This window comes from Bacteroides intestinalis, assembly GCF_003464595.1.
GTDB lineage: Bacteria > Bacteroidota > Bacteroidia > Bacteroidales > Bacteroidaceae > Bacteroides > Bacteroides intestinalis_A.
In genome coordinates this window covers 127,136-145,625 of the sequence record NZ_QRZF01000005.1, presented here as the reverse complement: position 1 = coordinate 145,625, position 18,490 = coordinate 127,136, and the positions used below count along the sequence as shown (strand labels likewise).

Genomic DNA, 18,490 nt, shown 5'->3' with positions numbered 1-18,490 from the left:
TTTTCGGTTTTCAATAATATACAGATAAACTAATTTATGTTTAATTTTAAATAATAACTTATGAAGCACTTTTTAAATGAGTTAATCTCGGCTGGTAATAGAAGGAAGAATTTCTTCTTGTTGCTAGTTGTTCTAGTGTCTTCCGCAATGCTTCAGGCACAAAATGTTGCTGTGTCGGGTATAGTGAAAGATGTTACAGGTGAACCTTTGCCTGGAGTAAACATTATGGAGAAAGGAACTACCAACGGTACGATTACTGATGTCGATGGTAAGTTTACACTTTCTGTTAAAGGAACTAATGCAGTTCTGACAGTTTCTTTTGTGGGTTATGCACCACAGGAGATCAGCGTAAAGGGAAAACGAAACCTGGACGTTACACTGAAGGAAGATACAGAATTGCTTGACGAAGTTGTGGTAGTGGGATATGCCACTCAGAAGAAAGCTACAGTGGCTGCTGCAGTAAGTTCGGTGAACAATAAAGATTTGGCCCGTTCTACATCAACGTCGGCTGCCAATGCTTTGGTAGGTAAGGTATCGGGTATTACGGCACGTCAGAAGTCAGGTCAACCGGGAACTTCGACTAACCTTGAGATTCGTAACATGGGTACTCCTCTCTATGTTATTGATGGTATTATGAAAGACGAGACTGCATTCAATGCACTGGATATCCACGATATTGAGAATGTATCTATTCTAAAGGATGGTGCCGCTGCTATTTATGGTGTGAAGGCTGCCAATGGTGTTGTGTTGATTACTACGAAAACCGGTAAAAAAGGTCAGAAGCCTCAGATAAACCTGAATGCTCACATGGGTTGGCAAGGATGGACAAAGTATCCCGAATTGTTGAACGCTTACCAGTGGAAATGGGGTAACTACATGAAGCAAGCCAATGATGGTAACCTGACAGGAGCTGATAACATTGCCAATGCCAAAGCTGATTTGGAGAAATGGAGAACTGGATATTATAATCCGGCTACAGGTGAAGATTATCGCGGTTATGATTGGAAAGATAACTTTGTGAGCAATTCTGCTCCTCAGTATTATGTAAATGCTAACATCAGCGGTGGTACGGAGAAAACCGATTACTATATCTCAGTAGGACATATTGATCAGGATGCCGTATTCAAGGAATATAACTATAACCGTACGAACTTGCAGGCCAACTTCAATATGCAATTGACTGATAAGTTAAAGGTTGGTTTTCAGACTTTGGGTAAGATAGAACAGAATGTCAATCCGGCACTTCCGGGTGGTGACGACTACTTCCAGATGCGTAACTCTATTTTCAACTTGATTCCGACCATGCGTCCTTATGCTAATGATAATCCGGATTATCTGAATTACATCAGCCCGACCCATGATGGTGCCCGTAATATGGCTGCTTATACAATTGACAATGCAGGTAAGCATCAGAAAGACTTCCGTACTATTCAGCTTAGTGCAAATTTGGAATATAAGACACCGCTTCCAGGACTGACTGCCAAAGGTTTGTTGTCCTATTATTACGAGACCCTTCATCAGACAGATAATGAGAAGAGTTGGAATGAATATAGGTATGACCCTGCCACACAGGAGTACAAAGTTGCATCTACAAAAACTGATACTTATCGTGGAGATGTAAGAAATCATAAAGTTGAAATGATGGGGCAGTTTACCTTGAATTACGATCATATTTTTGCCAAGGATCATCATGTGACAGCTGTCGCCGGTTTTGAATTCTTTAAAGAAGACCGGAAATATTTGACTGTGGCTCAGAGTCCAGTGGAAAATCCGTTTGTAGAAAATATTACAACGAATGCTAATAATACTGTAAGTAACTCAGTACGTACCATTACTACAGCCAGTTTCATCTTCCGTGCAGGTTATTCTTATAAAGAAAAGTATATCATTGATTTTGCCGGTCGTTATGATGCTTCCTGGCGTTTCCTTCCTGGTAATCAATGGGGCTTCTTCCCGTCAGTTTCCGGCGCATGGCGTCTGTCTGAAGAAGAATTTTACAAAGACTCTAAGGTGGCTGATTGGATTTCCAGCATTAAGTTGAGAGCTTCTTATGGTGAAATGGGTGATGACATGGCTAAAAACTTTAATAGTAGTTATCCGGATTTTGCCTACTTGCCCGGCTATGCATTTAACAATGGAGGAGCTATTATCAGCAGTAATCCTTTGGGTAATGGCCAAGATGCTTATACTACTGGTACTGCCTACAAAGGAATTCCTCAAACCGGACTTTCTTGGATGAAGATTTCCATGATGAATGTTGGTTTCGATATGGGTTTCCTGAACGATCGCTTGAAACTGGAAGTGGACTTCTTTAAGAGAAAAAGAAGTGGTATTCCTGCTACCCCGACTGATATTATCTACCCGTATGAGGCAGGTTATAGTGTACAGAGACAGAATCTGAACTCCGATCAGGTTAGTGGTATTGATGGTATGGTGAAATGGAATGATCGCGTTAATGACTTCAATTATTTTGTAGGTGTTAACTTGACTTTAGCTCGCCAGAAAACAATTAACAACTATGGTGAAGTCTTCTTGAACGGATGGGATCAATACCGTTGGGGACAGGCTAACCGTTGGTCTAATGTGAAGAATGGTGCTGTATGGATGTGGGAAACTATCGGTGTGTTCCAGACTCAGGAAGAAATTGATAACTATCCGGTGAATATTGATGGTGCTAACAACGTGAACCTGCGTCCGGGTGACTTGATTTTCAAGGATGTTAATGGTGATGGTTTGATTGATGACTACGATAAGCGTCCTTTGGGTTATGCAGCTACCGACTATGATTGGGATAGCGGTAATGCCAACAAGAACCCCTTGCTTTCAATGGGTATCAACTTGGGCTTCGAATATAAAGGGATTGACTTTGCAGCTGATTTTGCCGGTGGTTTCATGAATACATTTATCGGTGACTGGCATGTGAAGTATGGTATTGGTACTGACCAAATGGGATATGTATACAATGTAGTGGATTCTTGGCAGCACGAAGATATCTTCGATACGAAATCTCCATGGAAACGTGGTAAATTCCCCGCTGTTCGTAGCAACAATCCTTCTATCAGAGACTGGAATGACTTTTATGCAAAGGAAATCAACTATTTACGTCTGCGTAACTTAGTGGTAGGTTATACATTGCCGGTTAAGTGGACAAAGAAAGCTTTGATACAGAAGCTCAGAGTTTACTTTGAAGGTTCTAACCTGCTTTGCTGGGATAGCTTGAATGACTTTGGTTTCGACCCTGAAATCTCTTCTGTTACCGGATTCGACTATCCGCAACACAAAGTGTACACAGTTGGAGTAAACGTAACCTTTTAATTGAATGTAACATGAAAAAAAATAGATTATCAATAGCATTATTATCAGGCTTATTGCTTTTCTCTTCTTGCGACAGTTGGTTGGAACAAGAGGACAAGATGTCTTTTACCGAAAATCAGGCTTATACATCGGAAACCGGTATTAACAGTATTGCCGCCAATTTGTATGGTCGCATGAAGTACTGGCAAGATTTTGGTACCGATGGAGATTCATATGATCTTACTCGTTGGGATGAAGCATCTAATAACAGTCAGTATTGGGCTTTTGCAGGAAATGTAGGGACCGATTACAGAAACTTTTATGATTATGCTTTTATCCGTGAATTAAACCTTCATATCCGGAATTTGAATACGGTATCTACCGGTTCGATTCCCGCTGATAAGTTGAAGTATTTTCAAGCAGAAGCCCGTTATTTTAGAGCTTACAATTATTTCAAGATGGTGGTTCAGTATGGCGGTGTTCCTTTGGTTACTGAGGTAACAGAATATATGGAAGATCCCACGCCATTGGCTGTGCCCAGAAATAAGGAATCTGAAATTTACGACTTTATCATCAGTGAGATGGATGCAGTAAAAGACGATTTCGGAACTTCCCGCGTTAAAACTCGTGCCACCAAAGGTGCAGCTATGGCCCTGAAGTGCCGTGCAGCTCTGTACGCCGGAACTTTGGCATACAACTATGATAAAAGTGCTACCAAAACTTTGAACTTGTCAAGTGGTGCTACGGGTATTGAAAGAAGTAAGGCGGAAGGTTATCTGAAGGCTTGTATCGATGCTTGTGCCGAACTGGAAGCTATGGGCTATCAACTCTATCAGAAACAAGCTGATTTAGCAACCAACTATGCCGAAGCATTTATTGCTAAACCGGAAAATAATCCAGAACTGATTTTCTGTAAGGCCTATGATGGAGTGAATGTGAAGAATAACTTTACTACACGTGCTCTTACACGTAAATTAGTGCGTGCCTCGAATAATAAAGCAGGTTGCCAAGTTAATCCTGTTTTGAATTTGGTAAATGATTATGAAATGCTTAACACTCACGAAGCGAAAGAGATGGATGCTTATGTAGGTGATGAAGTAATCGAGGATATGAATGTGTATACATCTACTTACAAATACAATTTGTATAATAAGCCGGAAGATATCTTTGCAGGACGTGATCCTCGCTTGGCGGGTACGGTTTTGTATCCGGGAAGCTCATTCAGAGGTACTTCTGTTGATCTTCAGGCAGGTTTGGCTATTCCTACTGCTGATGGTTATCAGTTTGAAGTCGCACGTTCCATGCAGGAAGTTGATAGCCGGGTATACGAAGGTCAGAAAGTGACCGGAGAAGATGGACCTCTTCGTGGAGATGATGGTAGCAGTAACTGGTATATATCTCATTCTGGTTTCTTATTGAGAAAGTTTGTCGATACTGCCACTGGAAGTGAGATAAATGGTGTTAGTTCTGTTCCTTATGTAGTGTTCCGTTTCGGTGAAGCTTTGTTGAATGCTGCTGAGGCTGCTTTCTACCTGAATGAACTGGGAGTAGCCAGCTACAATGGCCGTTCTACTAAAACTATAGCATTAGATTATATCAATCGCATACGTCAGCGTGCAGGTGGCGATGTGTTCAAATTGACTGAGAACGAACTGACATTCAATCGTATTGTAAACGAAAGACGTGTAGAGTTGGCATTCGAAGATCATCGTTATGAAGACTTGAAGCGTTGGAGAGTTGCCGATGAAGTGTGGTACAACGACCAGGCCAATAAAACTGCTACTATTTACGTATTGTGGCCGTATAAGATTTATGCTCCGGGCACGCCCGAAGATGGTAAGTGGATTTATCGGAAAATGAAAGCTCAGAACAGAGCAAATAATGCTATTCTGTATTTCGACAACAAGATGTATTATAATGCATATCCGATGAACGAGGGTAACCCGAATATTGAGAAGAATCCTAATCATTAATTTACCAACTAAAGCTTAAAAACAATGAAACTAAAATCTATAATTGCAGCAGCATTTGTCGTATTAGGATTTACTATGACATCCTGCGAATATGATAATTACGATGCTCCGTCTTATGTTTTCAGCGGCCAGTTGAAGTGTGACGGTGAGAACTTCCCTTTCGACTCAAATAAAGGGTTATTAAGAGTCTTCCAGAGCGGTTATGGTAAAGTAGACGGTGGCGGTACGGGTATACGTGTCGACGATCAGGGACACTACCAGCAGCTCTTCTTCGATGCGGACTATAAAATGACATTAGTGAATGAAACATTGCCTTTCGAACTTCCTGATTTTGAATCACGGGGTGCAGGTAAAGGCTATGATTCTATCGCCTATCATTTTAACTCGAATGTTACAAGAGACTTTGAAGTGCGTCCGTACTACAAATTGAAGAATTTGAAAGCTGAATTGAAGAATGGCAATATCGTTGCTACTTTCAATATTGAGAAGATGACTAATACGGTGAAAGCAGCTCCGAAGATTGTAAAGACTCGTATCTGGCTGAGCACAAGTTCTTTGGTTAACAGTGGTATTAAGTGTACACGTAGCAGCGATGTGGAATACATCGATGATACTACGTTGCAGGTATATATCCCATTGTCCGAGTATCGCAAGAAGGAGAACTTCGTAGATAACTATCGTACTTATGCTTTCTATCGTGTAGCTATTGAGTTGGAGGGAATGAATCAGTATTTTCTCTTCTCAACGATACAGAAAATAGAAAACTTGCCGGTAGAGTAAACACTATGTTTTGATATAAAGACTCTGTCGGCATAAACCGGCAGAGTCTTTTCAACTTAAATTTATTGTATCCCTGATAATATCTGAAACATGAAATATCTATTTATACTCATCAGTTTCCTCTCGTCCATCCAGTTTTCTCTGGCAGCAGAAAAAGCATATGCATTGCAAAGTGGTGATGCCAGCCTGTCTGTAGCCAAAGATGGAAAACGCCTGAGCCTGCAAACTGGTAACGCCCATTATTTGAGTTTAAATGCTCCTTATGTAGTTACATTGGAAGTGAATGCGGAAACGCTGAACGGTTACTATTCTTCTGTAAAGGAAGAAAAAGAGTCGTTGGTTTGCATCGCAAAGTTAAAGTCATCTCATGGCACCGTATTTCATGTAAAAGATGTGTTTACCCCCGATACAGAGAATCATTTCCGTATGGATAGGGAGGTAACGATTGAAAAGATTGGAAAAGGAGACAACTACTTCAACTCTTATTTCGGATTGACTCTGCAACGTAAAACGCAGATTGAAGATTTTGAATTCTTTGTTCCGGGTATCTGGTACAGGAACAACCTGAGTCTTAGACGTGGTTCTCTTGCCAGTGACTACACCGATAATTACTTTTATTTCCGCGAAGACCGTTTACCCTTGCCATTGGTATCTGCCCGTGAGAAGGCTTCCGGATTAGCTATTGACATGGTACACCTGAATGCTGATCCTGAAACTTTCTATGGTGAAAATGGAGTAAACCGTATTGTGGATGAACGTATGCAATTCGGTAGCCTGGGTTTCACAGAAACCGATTCACACTCTATTCTTTTTGTCTTCCCGGGAATTGAGGGCGAAACCACCTATGTAGGCCGCTTCCCCGAACAGAAAAGAAAAGGCTTTGCCTATCGCAGTCATCCAGTGAAAGCCGGAGTGAAACATACATATAGTCTGACTTTCGGTTTCAACCAGACAAAAGATTTCCCCGAACTGGTGGAAACAGTATGGAAACAGGCGTGGAATAAATATACCCCTGTCGTACATAAAGTAGATGTAAAAGATGCTTATGAAGCCAGCATTGAGGTGCTTGATGCTTACCTGCTGAATCTGAATGGTGCACCGGGCTGGCCTTTCTCCATCTATCTGCCTAATGGAATAGCCCGTGCTTATAACTATCAAATGGGCTTTATCGGTTTCCAGATTTCAAATGCCTATTTCCTTTTGCGGAAAGGATTGGAAATTGACAATCAGGAATATGTACGCAAAGCATCGGAAGTTGTTGACTTCTGGGTGAATAACTCACAACAGGAAAGTGGCCTTGTAAGTCCCTGGGCAGATGCCTATGTAGATCGGAAAGCAACCTGGCGTGATTATGAAGCTTATATGCGTGTTGCTGCCGGTGGTATGGAAGGTATGATGGGTGCATGGAATACCATGAAAAAGCATGGAATTAATAAACCCGAATGGCTCTCCTATTGCAAAAAGTACGCTGATTGGCTGGTACGGAATCAGGAAAAGGACGGTAGCTTTTATCTCCGTTATGACTGGAGAACCGGAAAACCGACTCATGACAGTAAATATACAACTACTAATATCATCCGCTTCCTGATTGAACTCTACTCGGCTACCCAGGACAAACGCTATCTGGATACAGCCTTGAAAGCAGGTGAATTTAGTTATGACTTTATCCACCATGATTACCTTTATGTAGGTGGAGTTATTGACAATCCCAATGTAAAAGACCGTGAGTCCGGACAAATGGCTATTTATGCTTTTTTGGCACTTTATGACGTTACAGGTGATGCCAAGTGGAAGGAAGCCGCCATACAGGCTGCCCGCTATACGGAAACCTTTATGTTTGCTTATCATGTACCGATGGCTATTAACGATACTTTGACTGATTTTCCAAAAGATGTAAGTATTGTAGGGCAAACCCTGATTGCTACCGGACACTCTGCAATAGACAACGGACTGGCTTTCTCTTCCTTCCAGTACTATCGCTTATACCTCATGACGGGAGATACGCATTTCCTGGAAATGGCAAAGCTGATTCAAAACAATACTCTTTCCATTATGGATCTGGATGGAGACATGAGATACCGTTACAGAGGTTTACTTACAGAATGCTTCAACCCGCAATCCAATCGTGGACATAGTGTGCGTCAACAACTTCCGTGGAATCAAGCTTCCATCCTCGAACCTATGCACCGCTTTATGGATGCTTTCGGCGAGTGGGATATCGACGTGATAGAACAGTGGCCGAGGGAAAAGCGGCAAGAGATGATAGAGCGTTATGCGCGTACACAAGGTTTGGAAAAAGAATAAAAAAGGAACAAGCTATGAAATATTATATCGTAACAATGCTATTGTGGGTTGGTGTCATTCAGGTTTTTGCACAACAACCCCGTCTGAAACAAGTAGATGAATATTTGGCTGCTACCGGGCAAACCGTTGAACTGAAGGGTGCTCCCGAGAGGCAGTACGGGTTATTGAGTACCCTCTACAATAACCAGAAGAATTTGATGCTAAACTTGCCCGATCTGGAAGATTACGGTGCACGTGAGGTCATCCCTTTCGGCTTTCGACTAAGTACTGCTTCGGAGATAGAATTGGCGGGTCAAAATGAGAATATGGCAGAAAGTACTGTACGACCTTTTTATAGTAAAAGCATCTTTTCAGGAGTTTCTTATCAGTTCTGCGACAGCGTGATTTATGGCATTACCCTGTTTTATGATACTCAGGATAATGCTAAGCGTGCAGCAATAGAAAAGAACCTGGACAGACATTTTAAGAAAGCAGATTATGAACAGGGAGGTGCTGTGGTTTATTCCGATCCGGATTATGCTGTAAGACTACTGCCCGGTAAAGTGGAGCTCTATTCTTTATTCCATTTTCCGGTAGTTGAAACTTTCTATCCGGGAGTATCACACAAAGTGTGGTATGGACCTTATAACTATGAGGCGAACGGTGCATCGGTGATGCTCGCCTTCTATAATCAGGAAAGTAAAGAGAATAATATCCAGTCGGCCTTTAAGGTCAACTATAAATATCCTGCCGGAAAGCCTTTCAAGATGAATCTTATCCGGTTTATTCTGGACGACATTACGTATGAACTTCCTTTGGAGATAGAATATTCCGACGTAACAGATGGTGGTAAAGCAGTGGAGGAACGTGATACGCGCACCTTCGTGTTTCCTGAAGTACTGAAAGCGATAGACCGTTCGAAGACGGTTAAAGTGGAATTGGTAGGTGAAGGTGGACGGTTGCTTTATGAGATGCCTGCTTTTCAGCGTGCATCCGTTCATACTGCATACGAATATTTCCGTTGGAATGTGACCAATCCGATGGCTAAATACAGAGCCTGGTAACTAAATAGTCAATAACTCTAATATGATAAAATATGAAAATTAAGAATTGCTTTGTTGTGATGCTGGGAGTCGCAGCATTACTTTCTGTAACCTCATGTGGAAATACTAAAGTGAAAAAGGACGGATTGGCAGAGGTTGATTCTCTGGCAACTACGTATGTGAACCCTTTGTTCCAGAAAGGTCCTGATCCCTGGGCTCTGTTCCATGAAGGTACTTACTACTATATGCATACCGTGCAAGATAGTCTGGTACTCTGGAAGACTACAGACGTTACCGATGTGAAGAATGCTCCCCGGAAGACTGTCTGGATTCCTACCGATCCTTCTAATAAATACCATCTTTGGGCACCTGAAATCCATAATATCGATGGCAAATGGTATATCTATTATGCCGCCGATGATGGCAATACGGACAATCACCAGATGTATGTATTGGAGAATGTAAACAGAGATCCTTTTGATGGAGAGTTTGTAATGAAAGGCCGTATCAGTACGGACAAGGATAACAACTGGGCTATCGACGGTTCTGTATTCCAGAATAAAGGTGAATTGTATATGGTATGGTCCGGTTGGCAAACCCGCCGTGTGGATACCGAAACTCAGTGTATCTATATTGCCCGCATGGAGAACCCCTGGACACTGGGCTCCGAGAGAGTTCTGATTTCCAAACCGGAATTGGAGTGGGAAAGACATCATAAGAACGAGAACGGCTGGAATCCTTCTTACGATATCTTTGTAAATGAAGGTCCTCAACCCCTGTTGAGTCCTAAAGGTAAGTATGTTCATATAGCTTATTCCGCCAGTGGGGTATGGACTCCGTATTATGCTCTGGGTATGCTGACGGTAAGCACTGACAGTGATATGCTGGACCCGAAGTCATGGTCCAAATCCCAGCAACCTGTATTCAAACAGTCACCTGAGAACGGCGTATACGGTACAGGACACAACAGCTTCTTCCTCTCTCCCGATGGTACGGAATGGTATATCCTGTATCATGCACGCGATACACAGGTAGATCCTGAAGGTGCTGGAGATACCCGTTCACCACGTGCCCAGAAGTTTGTATGGCTCGAGAACGACTATCCCGATTTCGGAACTCCGCTTCCTACAACGGCCCGCCTGAATAAACCATCGGGAACAGTAGCAACCTCTGCAAAGTAACATCCATCCGATAAAAAGAAACCCTGATGATGAGAAACCGATTATTCTTTTGCTTCATACTCCTGATAGGCGTATCGTTTCTTGCGAAAGCCCAGGATAAGAAAGAAATCCGGAAAGCTGTGAAGCAGCATAACCGGGCAGTCTATCTGAAAGACGGGTGGATACGAGACCCGTATATTTACTTGTGTGAGGATGGTTTCTATTATCTGACTGGTACCACACCTACGTATGGAGATACCCGTGAAGCCGGAGATCCCTATAATCTGGGACTGGACCATGTTTCCCGGAAGATGGGTTTGAAACCAAGTATAGTCGGTTATCAGATTCGCGTATGGCGTAGCCCGGATCTTGCTGAATGGGAATATCTGGGCGAACCCTTTTCGTTGGAAAAGGGATACTGGGCCCGGCAATTCCCGGATGCTTTCCAGAATAAATCTAAGAAAAACTGGTTGCTTTGGGCTCCCGAGATGTACCGGGTAGATGGCAAATGGGTATTTGTACATACCTCACCCGAACCTGTAGGTAATGGCGCCAATCTTATTATTGCCGATCATGCGGATAAGAATGATTCTTTCGCTTTCCCTATGGGAGATGATATGAGAGATAAGCACGATCCTTCTCTTTTTCGTGATGACGATGGCACTTGGTATCTGACGTGGAGCAATACCGAGATTGCCCCTCTGAAACCGGATTTTCAGGGATTGGCAGCAAAGCCTGTACATATTGATCCTTCCGACCGCAGCATCGGGCACGAAGGTGCAACTATACGGAAGATAGGAAAGAAGTATGTACTTTTCGGTACGGCATGGTCTACGGATGATTCCCGTAAGGGATCTTATAATCTGTATTATTGCACAGCCGACCGGATAACCGGTCCTTACAGTGAACGTCGTTTTGCCGGCCGTTTCCTGGGACATGGAACTCCGTTCCAGGATAAGAAGGGCCAATGGTGGTGCACGGCATTCTTTAACGGGAATATCGCACCTGTATCCAAATTAGGCATTCAGAATCGCGATTTAAGTGAGACTGCTCAGACCATCAATGAGCAGGGGACTACGATTGTTCCTCTGGAAATAAAGACAGGGAAAGACGGGGATGTTTATATCCGCGCTATCGACCCTGCATATGCTGTGCCCGGACCGGATGAGGTGCAGAGGTTTCAGCCGTAACCCTTTGGCTCTTATGCCTTATTCCGCTGATGCAAAAGATGCCGTCTTTTGCATGAAGTCTCAGGGAGATCTTGCTGAAAGGAATAAGGGAAAGAGTTCTTGGGGAGTAATGTAGAGGTTTTGGGGTATTATATGTTTGGTATTGCAAGTGATAATTTATATTTTAGACGCCTGAATCTTACAATAACAGGCTTATGAGTTATCATTTACAGGAAAAAACCTGCAGATTATCATAAAATAATTTCAAAATATAGGCTTTATGAGAAAGAGTATTATTGCTTTAACCCCATTAATGATTGCTCCCCTCTGTTGGGCGCAAGAGAAGCCGAATGTCGTTATCTTTCTGGTAGACGACATGGGTTATTCCGACATCGGTTGTTATGGGGGTGAGATTATGACCCCGAATCTCGATAAGTTGGCATCTACCGGGGTTCGCTTTACCCAGTTCTATAATACATCCCGTTCTTGTCCGGCGCGTGCCAGTCTGATGACTGGACTTTATCAACACCAGGCAGGTATCGGTCAGATGTCCGAGGACCCGGGAACGTTTAAGAAAGAAACGCAACGGGATATCAATGATTGGGGTTCCGAAGGTTATCAGGGTTATCTGAATCGTAATTGTGTCACCATTGCCGAAGTGCTGAAAGAAAACGGTTATCATACCTATATGGCAGGTAAGTGGCACTTGGGTATGCACGGGCAAGAGAAATGGCCTTTGCAGAGAGGTTTCGAACGCTTCTATGGTATTCTGGCAGGCGCTGCCAGTTACTTACGTCCGGAAGGTGGACGTGGTCTGACGCTGGACAATGAACATCTGCCTGCACCTGAAGCCCCTTACTATACCACGGATGCTTTCACTGATCATGCCCTTCAGTTTGTTGGTGAACAGAAGGATGACAAACCGTTCTTCCTGTATCTGGCTTTCAATGCTCCGCATTGGCCCTTGCAGGCAAAAGAGGAAGACATTCAGAAGTTTACCAAACTTTACCGTTCCAAGGGTTGGGATAAGATACGCCAGGAGCGTTACAACCGGATGCAGAAGATGGGTATTATTGATAAGAACGTTGGTTTCGCCGAATGGGAAAACCGTTCCTGGGATGAACTGACGGAGAAAGAAAAGGATGAATCCGCCTATCGCATGGCTGTGTATGCAGCACAGGTACACTGTGTGGACTACAACGTAGGTAAGGTGATCGACTACTTGAAGAAAACCAAACAACTGGATAATACCTTAATCCTGTTCCTTGCAGACAATGGCGCTTGTGCCGAACCTTATCTGGAATTGGGAGGCGGCAAGCAGGAAGATATTAATAATCCTGCCTGCAATAATATGCCGTCCTATGGCAGAGCCTGGGCGCAAACTTCGAACACTCCATTCCGGAAATACAAATGCCGTTCCTATGAAGGTGGTATATCCACTCCTCTTATCTTCTCCTGGAACAAGAAACTGGGCAACCGGCATGGCAATTTGTGTACTACTCCGGGTTATCTGCCGGATATCATGCCTACTGTTCTGGAAGCAACAGGTGCTGCATATCCTGAAACCTATCATGGTGGAAATAAGATTCATCCTTTGGTAGGTACCAGTCTGTTCCCCGCCATTACGGAGAAAGTGCCTTCCCTGCATGAATATATGTATTGGGAGCATCAGGGCAATCGTGCCATCCGTTATGGTAACTGGAAAGCAATACGTGATGAAGCAGGTACGGAATGGGAGCTTTACGACATTGTGAAAGACCGTACGGAGAAAAATAATCTTGCTTCCCAGCATCCCGATGTACTGAAGAAGTTGCGGAATGAGTGGGAATACTGGGCGATAAAGCACAATGTACTGCCTAAACATCAGGACTCTCCGATGTTGTTTGCTGATACTACCCGTACAGGCTGGCCTTTCTCGAAAGATCCGCATGTGATTCCATTCCACGGAAAGTACCTGATGTATTACTCTGTACCTCCTAAGGGAAACTCGGGTTGGGGAATAGGTATAGCAGAGAGTACGGACCTGACGCAATGGAAGCCTATCGGTTCTTTGTCTCCGGCTGCCGACTATGAAGCTAAGGGCTTGTGTGCGCCGGGTGCACTGGTGCGTAACGATACGATCCATCTATTCTATCAAACGTATGGTAATGACAAGAAAGATGCGATCTGTCATGCATGGTCGGTGGATGGCGTGAACTTCACACGTAATGCTACCAATCCTATTTTTGCCCCTAAAGCGGGTGACTGGAATTGCGGACGGGCCATTGATGCGGAAGTCATATTTGCGAAAGGAAAGTATTTCCTTTATTATGCTACCCGTACACCCGACTATGTGAAACAGATTGTAGGTGTGGCTACTGCTCCTGCAGGTACGAATTTCAATCGGGAAACATGGACGGAGGCCTGTGACCGTGCCATCCTGGTTCCCGAATGGCCGTGGGAAGAAACTTGTATAGAGGCTCCTTCGGTAGTCGAGATGAATGGTACGCTATATATGTTCTATGCAGGGGCTTACAATAACCGTCCGCAGCAGATAGGACTGGCAACCAGTACAGATGGTATCCACTGGAGGAAAGTTTCGAATAAACCTTTCCTGGCGAATGGAGATCCGAGGGCCTGGAATTATTGTGAATCGGGGCATCCCCATATCTTCAAAGATAAAGACGGGCAGACCTACCTCTTCTATCAGGGCAATGAGGATTTTGGCAGAACCTGGTTCCTTTCACAACGAAAGATTATCTGGAGGGACGGTTTCCCTCAACTGAAATAACTATCTTTTTACCAAATCTCTGCAATTATATGGTAGGATGTTTTTAGGATTAGTTAATTAGTGAAGAAACAGTAGAATAGGATGTAAATCCTGAATCTACTGTTTCTTTTTTTTGGGGTTATGCTCTAAGTTTACTTTTCAGGGAAGATGATGCGGTAGTTTCCGCTCAGGTGCATGAAGGCGAAGAGGCGGAGCAGTCCGTCATAGTAAGCATCGAAGTATCCGTCTTCATACGGTTCGTGTTTTGCGTTCCACAACTTATCTACGAACTCACGGCTTTTCTCGTGAGTGCACATTAGTGAGGCGGCGGCAGAAGTGGCTATCAAGCCTAAAGAGTGTCTCAACGCCTTGTGTTCTCCGGCTTTGAGGGTATCTTTTACCTGCGTACCGTCTATGTTGTACTGGTCTACGAAGGTATCAATACCCTGACTGTAGAGAAAGTTCTGGATTTTATTGCCGTATTCCTGTTGCCACTCTTTGTCGGCACATGCCCAGGAGTAATCTAAAGCAATATTCATCGGTACACGCCAGGAGTCGAAGCGGAAAGCATCACCAATAATGCGGTTATTGCCCAGCAGGCTACCGTCATAGTTGTTGTAATCGGGGTTCAGACCGGTTACGGGGTGGATGCTTTTATGCAGGTATTCACGACTGCGTTCGGCACATTCACGCCAGAAGTCGGCTCTGCCATCATCGGCCCAGCGTGCCCATACTTCATAGAAAGCGGGTACGTGATAAGATGGATCGGTGAAGAGGCCACCCCGTATGTCGGGGACGAAGGTAATAAGCTTATGCTCTACGTTGATAAAAGGCATTACGCGGTCTGTACCATCTTTCTCCATGGAACAGTTCAGGATATTCCGGGCTTCGGCAAGGTAGTTGATACCGGTATCATTTCCCCAACGGTTGGAGGCGAAGATGAGGGCGGTTACATAGTAAAGCTCTCCGTCGGAGGCGGGGCCTTGGGAGTTACGGGTACCGTCCGTCTCGCAGCTCCAGGCGAAGTACCCTTTCAACGGACCGTCCTGGTGCTGCATGTACTTTGTGCCCCATCGCCAAAGGCGGTCGAAGATGTCTTTACGGTCGAACTGGACAGCAATCATTAATCCGTAAGACATACCTTCGGTACGGACATCATGGTTCTTGATGTCGCTGATGTATGCCATGGAATCACCTACTTCGAAGTAAACCTTGTCCGGACCGTAGAATACGCCGTCGAAGACGGATTGGAGTTTGGCATCGATATCTGCCTGTTTGTAACCCATCTCGGCGAAAAGATTCCGGTACTTTTGCGTTTCAAAGGCACCTTTATCCCAAGGCTTTGTAGGGTCTGCCTGGCTGCACGATGTACCGGCGATGAGGCAGAGGAGAAGATAGAATAAGTTCTTCATAGGAGTAACTTTAATAGAATCATTATTTGATAGTGACAGGAATGGATTTCAGCTGTTTCAATTCTGATGTACCGCCATACAGTATTTCATACTCACCTTCTATCGGTCGCATTGTATTGGTACCCGTATCGAACCATTCAAAGTTTTCTTTGCTCAGAGGTATGGTAACCTGATTCGTTGTTCCTTTAGCTATCGCTACGCGTTTGAAGGCACGGAGTGCATGCGACGGTCCTTCCTTATCACCCGGACGGCGCAGATATACCTGTACAACTTCTTCACCATCGTATTTACCCGTGTTGCTAACAGGGATGGTTAGAGTGACTTGTTCTCCGTCCTTGATTTCCGGTGTATTCAATGAAGCATTTCCATATTGGAAAGTCGTATAACTCAATCCATGTCCGAAGGGGAAGAGGGGAGCATCCGTCATATAACGGTAAGTGCGTCCTTTCATGGAGTAATCTTCGAAGTCCGGCAATTGGTTAGTGCTTTTATAGAAAGTCACCGGAAGACGTCCAGCCGGATTATAATCTCCGAATAGCACGTTTGCAATGGCTGTACCACCTGCCTGACCGGGATACCATGCCTGCAAGATGGCATCGCATGTTTTTGTTTCGGGAGTCAGAGCAATGGCAGAACCGGAGAAGTTGACAAATACAATCTTCTTCCCAGCTTTCTTTAGTTCGGCAAGCAGACGGCTTTGGATAGATGGAAGTTCGATGGTTTCGCGGTCGCCTCCCTTAAAACCGGGGATGTTGACGTGCATTTCTTCGCCTTCCACTGCAGGGGATATACCTCCGGCAAAAATGATGATATCTGCTTCTTTCACCTTATTTACAGTTTGTTTCAGGTCGACGGGAACTTCGCGTCCCATATCGAAATCGAGTGCGGCATCACGGTTGCGGAAAGCAAAATCAATCTTGATATGATATTCTTTTCCGGCTTCTGCCTGGAGGGTATGGACTTTGGTCTTATTCTTGAAGTTCATACCTGTGGCCACTTCCTTACCGTCAATGGAGAGTTTCGTTATACCTTGAGTCTGGAAGCGGAAGGCGATGTCTTCACTTTTAACAGGGCGGAATACTGATTCGTAGCTGGCGGAGAAATCTTGCAAGTTGATGCCGGCTGCAAAAGTAGTGGCACCGGTGGTGATGAAGTGGAAAGGAGTGCTGATATAGTTTGTCGCATCCGGTGTTCCTTCCTGTTTCGTATTGTTCCAGTATTGGGCACTGAAACCTTGTTTGCCATCCATGCTGCATTGCTGGAATAAGCTTTGTAAAGTGACGTCGGAGGTAAGGTCGCATCCGGGTTCATAGATGATCTGTGATTCGGGCAAGTACTCGCGGATACCTTCCAGTAGAGTAACGGTATGTCCGGGGAAGCCATTGTAGTTACCCCATTGCATTACGGAGTCATTGGCGTTGGGGCCTACGAGCGCTACTTTCATATTTTTGTTCAGAGGCAGTATATTTTGGTTATTTTGCAATAACACAAGACTTTCACGTGCCATGCGGAGTGCCAGTTCACGATGTTCCTTACTATCTACTACACTGTAAGGAATCTGTGTCCAGGATACTTGCGAGGGCTCGTCCATTTCGCCCAGCTCAAAGCGGGCTTTCATCAGGCGCTTCAGTGAGATATCTATTTGATTCTCGTCAATCAGGCCTTCTTTTACAGCTTCGGGCAGTGATCCGTAGCTATCTCCGCATTCTATATCTGTTCCGGAGAGTACGGCCTTGGCTGAGGCATGTTGTTTGTCGGGATCGGTTTCATGAGCACCCTTATTGTAGAAGTCGCTGATTGCCCAGCAATCCGACACTACTATTTCTTTGTATCCCCATTCATCGCGGAGGATTTGCATTAACAGGCGGTTACTTCCACAGCAGGGTTCACCTTCAAAACGGTTGTAGGCACACATCACTTCTTTGACATGGGCTTTTTGAACGAGGTCTTTAAATGCAGGCAGATAGGTTTCCCAAAGATCACGCGGGTCGATGTTCTCGGCATTGAAACTGTGACGGTTCCATTCCGGACCGGAGTGTACGGCATAGTGCTTGGCGCAGGCATGCAGCTTGTCATACTTCTCCCCTTCAGGACCTTGCAGTCCGCGTACGACTGCTACTCCCATCTGGCTGGTGAGGTAAGGGTCTTCTCCGTAGGTTTCTTGCCCCCGTCCCCAACGCGCGTCACGGAAGATGTTGATGTTGGGTGTCCACATGGTCAACCCCTGATAACGCTTCAATCCTCCTTCTTTGCTGAACTCGGTGGTTTTGGCGCGTGCTTCGTCCGAAACTGCGGTGAATACGTCGTAAAGTAATTCGTTGTTGAAAGAAGCTCCCATGCCGATGGCTTGCGGGAATACGGTTGCCAGTCCGGCGCGTCCTACGCCGTGTAGGGCTTCGTTCCACCAGTCATAGGCTTTTATGCCCAGTCGGGGAATGGCGGGAGATGTGTTTTGCATCAGGGCGGCTTTCTCTTCCAGTGTGAGTCGGCCTACCAGATCATTGGCACGCTCTTCCGGGCTTAGTGCCGGGTTCTTGTAGGGAGGTTGTGAACAGGAAAGGAAGCACAAGCAAAGACATCCGATTCCTGTGAGCAACTGAAGTTTCTTTTTCATGACAGTAGTGCGT

General features: G+C 44.6%; 10 protein-coding genes and 1 pseudogene. 9 read left to right on the top strand and 2 right to left on the bottom strand.

The window, feature by feature from the left end; all coding sequences use genetic code 11:
* The first annotated feature begins 60 nt into the window (after window positions 1-60).
* The 9 genes and pseudogenes from DWW10_RS09090 (at window position 61) to DWW10_RS26395 (ending at window position 14,472) form a co-directional block, all read left to right on the top strand.
* Window positions 61-3,315 (top strand): SusC/RagA family TonB-linked outer membrane protein, encoded by a 3,255-nt coding sequence (locus DWW10_RS09090; protein WP_022393014.1) that lies wholly within the window; start codon window positions 61-63, stop codon window positions 3,313-3,315.
* An 11-nt stretch (window positions 3,316-3,326) separates the two neighbouring features.
* Complete coding sequence (locus DWW10_RS09085; RefSeq protein WP_022393013.1) at window positions 3,327-5,267, top strand: RagB/SusD family nutrient uptake outer membrane protein; 1,941 nt, start codon at window positions 3,327-3,329, stop codon at window positions 5,265-5,267.
* Window positions 5,268-5,291: 24 nt separating this feature from the next.
* The gene (locus DWW10_RS09080; protein ID WP_022393012.1) at window positions 5,292-6,047 is read left to right on the top strand and encodes a DUF3823 domain-containing protein; all 756 of its coding nucleotides are present in this window, start codon (window positions 5,292-5,294) and stop codon (window positions 6,045-6,047) included.
* Window positions 6,048-6,137: 90 nt separating this feature from the next.
* On the top strand, window positions 6,138-8,351 hold the full coding sequence (locus DWW10_RS09075; protein ID WP_022393011.1) for a glycoside hydrolase family 76 protein: 2,214 nt from the start codon (window positions 6,138-6,140) through the stop codon (window positions 8,349-8,351).
* A gap of 14 nt (window positions 8,352-8,365) precedes the next feature.
* Complete coding sequence (locus DWW10_RS09070) at window positions 8,366-9,394, top strand: hypothetical protein (RefSeq protein WP_022393010.1); 1,029 nt, start codon at window positions 8,366-8,368, stop codon at window positions 9,392-9,394.
* Window positions 9,395-9,426: 32 nt separating this feature from the next.
* On the top strand, window positions 9,427-10,554 hold the full coding sequence (locus DWW10_RS09065; protein ID WP_022393009.1) for a glycoside hydrolase family 43 protein: 1,128 nt from the start codon (window positions 9,427-9,429) through the stop codon (window positions 10,552-10,554).
* Between the two features lie 26 nt (window positions 10,555-10,580).
* Window positions 10,581-11,723 (top strand): family 43 glycosylhydrolase, encoded by a 1,143-nt coding sequence (locus DWW10_RS09060; RefSeq protein WP_118420792.1) that lies wholly within the window; start codon window positions 10,581-10,583, stop codon window positions 11,721-11,723.
* A gap of 292 nt (window positions 11,724-12,015) precedes the next feature.
* A pseudogene (locus DWW10_RS26400) lies at window positions 12,016-13,566 on the top strand (arylsulfatase); the annotation flags it as partial.
* Window positions 13,540-14,472: a family 43 glycosylhydrolase gene (locus DWW10_RS26395; RefSeq protein WP_259320458.1), complete on the top strand. Its 933-nt coding sequence runs from the start codon at window positions 13,540-13,542 to the stop codon at window positions 14,470-14,472. The pseudogene DWW10_RS26400 and the gene DWW10_RS26395, both read left to right, overlap by 27 nt.
* A 131-nt stretch (window positions 14,473-14,603) precedes the next feature.
* Here the strand turns inward: DWW10_RS26395 and DWW10_RS09045 are convergent, their stop codons facing one another.
* Both DWW10_RS09045 and xyl3A read right to left on the bottom strand, forming a co-directional pair.
* Window positions 14,604-15,863: a family 8 glycosyl hydrolase gene (locus tag DWW10_RS09045; protein WP_022393006.1), complete on the bottom strand. Its 1,260-nt coding sequence runs from the start codon at window positions 15,861-15,863 to the stop codon at window positions 14,604-14,606.
* A gap of 22 nt (window positions 15,864-15,885) precedes the next feature.
* Window positions 15,886-18,477, bottom strand: a complete 2,592-nt coding sequence (xyl3A, locus tag DWW10_RS09040) for a xylan 1,4-beta-xylosidase (RefSeq protein ID WP_118420793.1) — start codon at window positions 18,475-18,477, stop codon at window positions 15,886-15,888.
* Window positions 18,478-18,490 lie beyond the last annotated feature (13 nt).

Excerpts from the sequence above, each read along its gene's own strand:
- DWW10_RS09090 (WP_022393014.1), top strand. The coding sequence starts at position 61 with ATGAAGCACTTTTTAAATGAGTTAATCTCGGCTGGTAATAGAAGGAAG.
- DWW10_RS09085 (WP_022393013.1), top strand. The coding sequence starts at position 3,327 with ATGAAAAAAAATAGATTATCAATAGCATTATTATCAGGCTTATTGCTT.
- DWW10_RS09080 (WP_022393012.1), top strand. The coding sequence starts at position 5,292 with ATGAAACTAAAATCTATAATTGCAGCAGCATTTGTCGTATTAGGATTT.
- DWW10_RS09075 (WP_022393011.1), top strand. The coding sequence starts at position 6,138 with ATGAAATATCTATTTATACTCATCAGTTTCCTCTCGTCCATCCAGTTT.
- DWW10_RS09070 (WP_022393010.1), top strand. The coding sequence starts at position 8,366 with ATGAAATATTATATCGTAACAATGCTATTGTGGGTTGGTGTCATTCAG.
- DWW10_RS09065 (WP_022393009.1), top strand. The coding sequence starts at position 9,427 with ATGAAAATTAAGAATTGCTTTGTTGTGATGCTGGGAGTCGCAGCATTA.
- DWW10_RS09060 (WP_118420792.1), top strand. The coding sequence starts at position 10,581 with ATGATGAGAAACCGATTATTCTTTTGCTTCATACTCCTGATAGGCGTA.
- DWW10_RS09045 (WP_022393006.1), bottom strand. The coding sequence starts at position 15,863 with ATGAAGAACTTATTCTATCTTCTCCTCTGCCTCATCGCCGGTACATCG.
- xyl3A (WP_118420793.1), bottom strand. The coding sequence starts at position 18,477 with ATGAAAAAGAAACTTCAGTTGCTCACAGGAATCGGATGTCTTTGCTTG.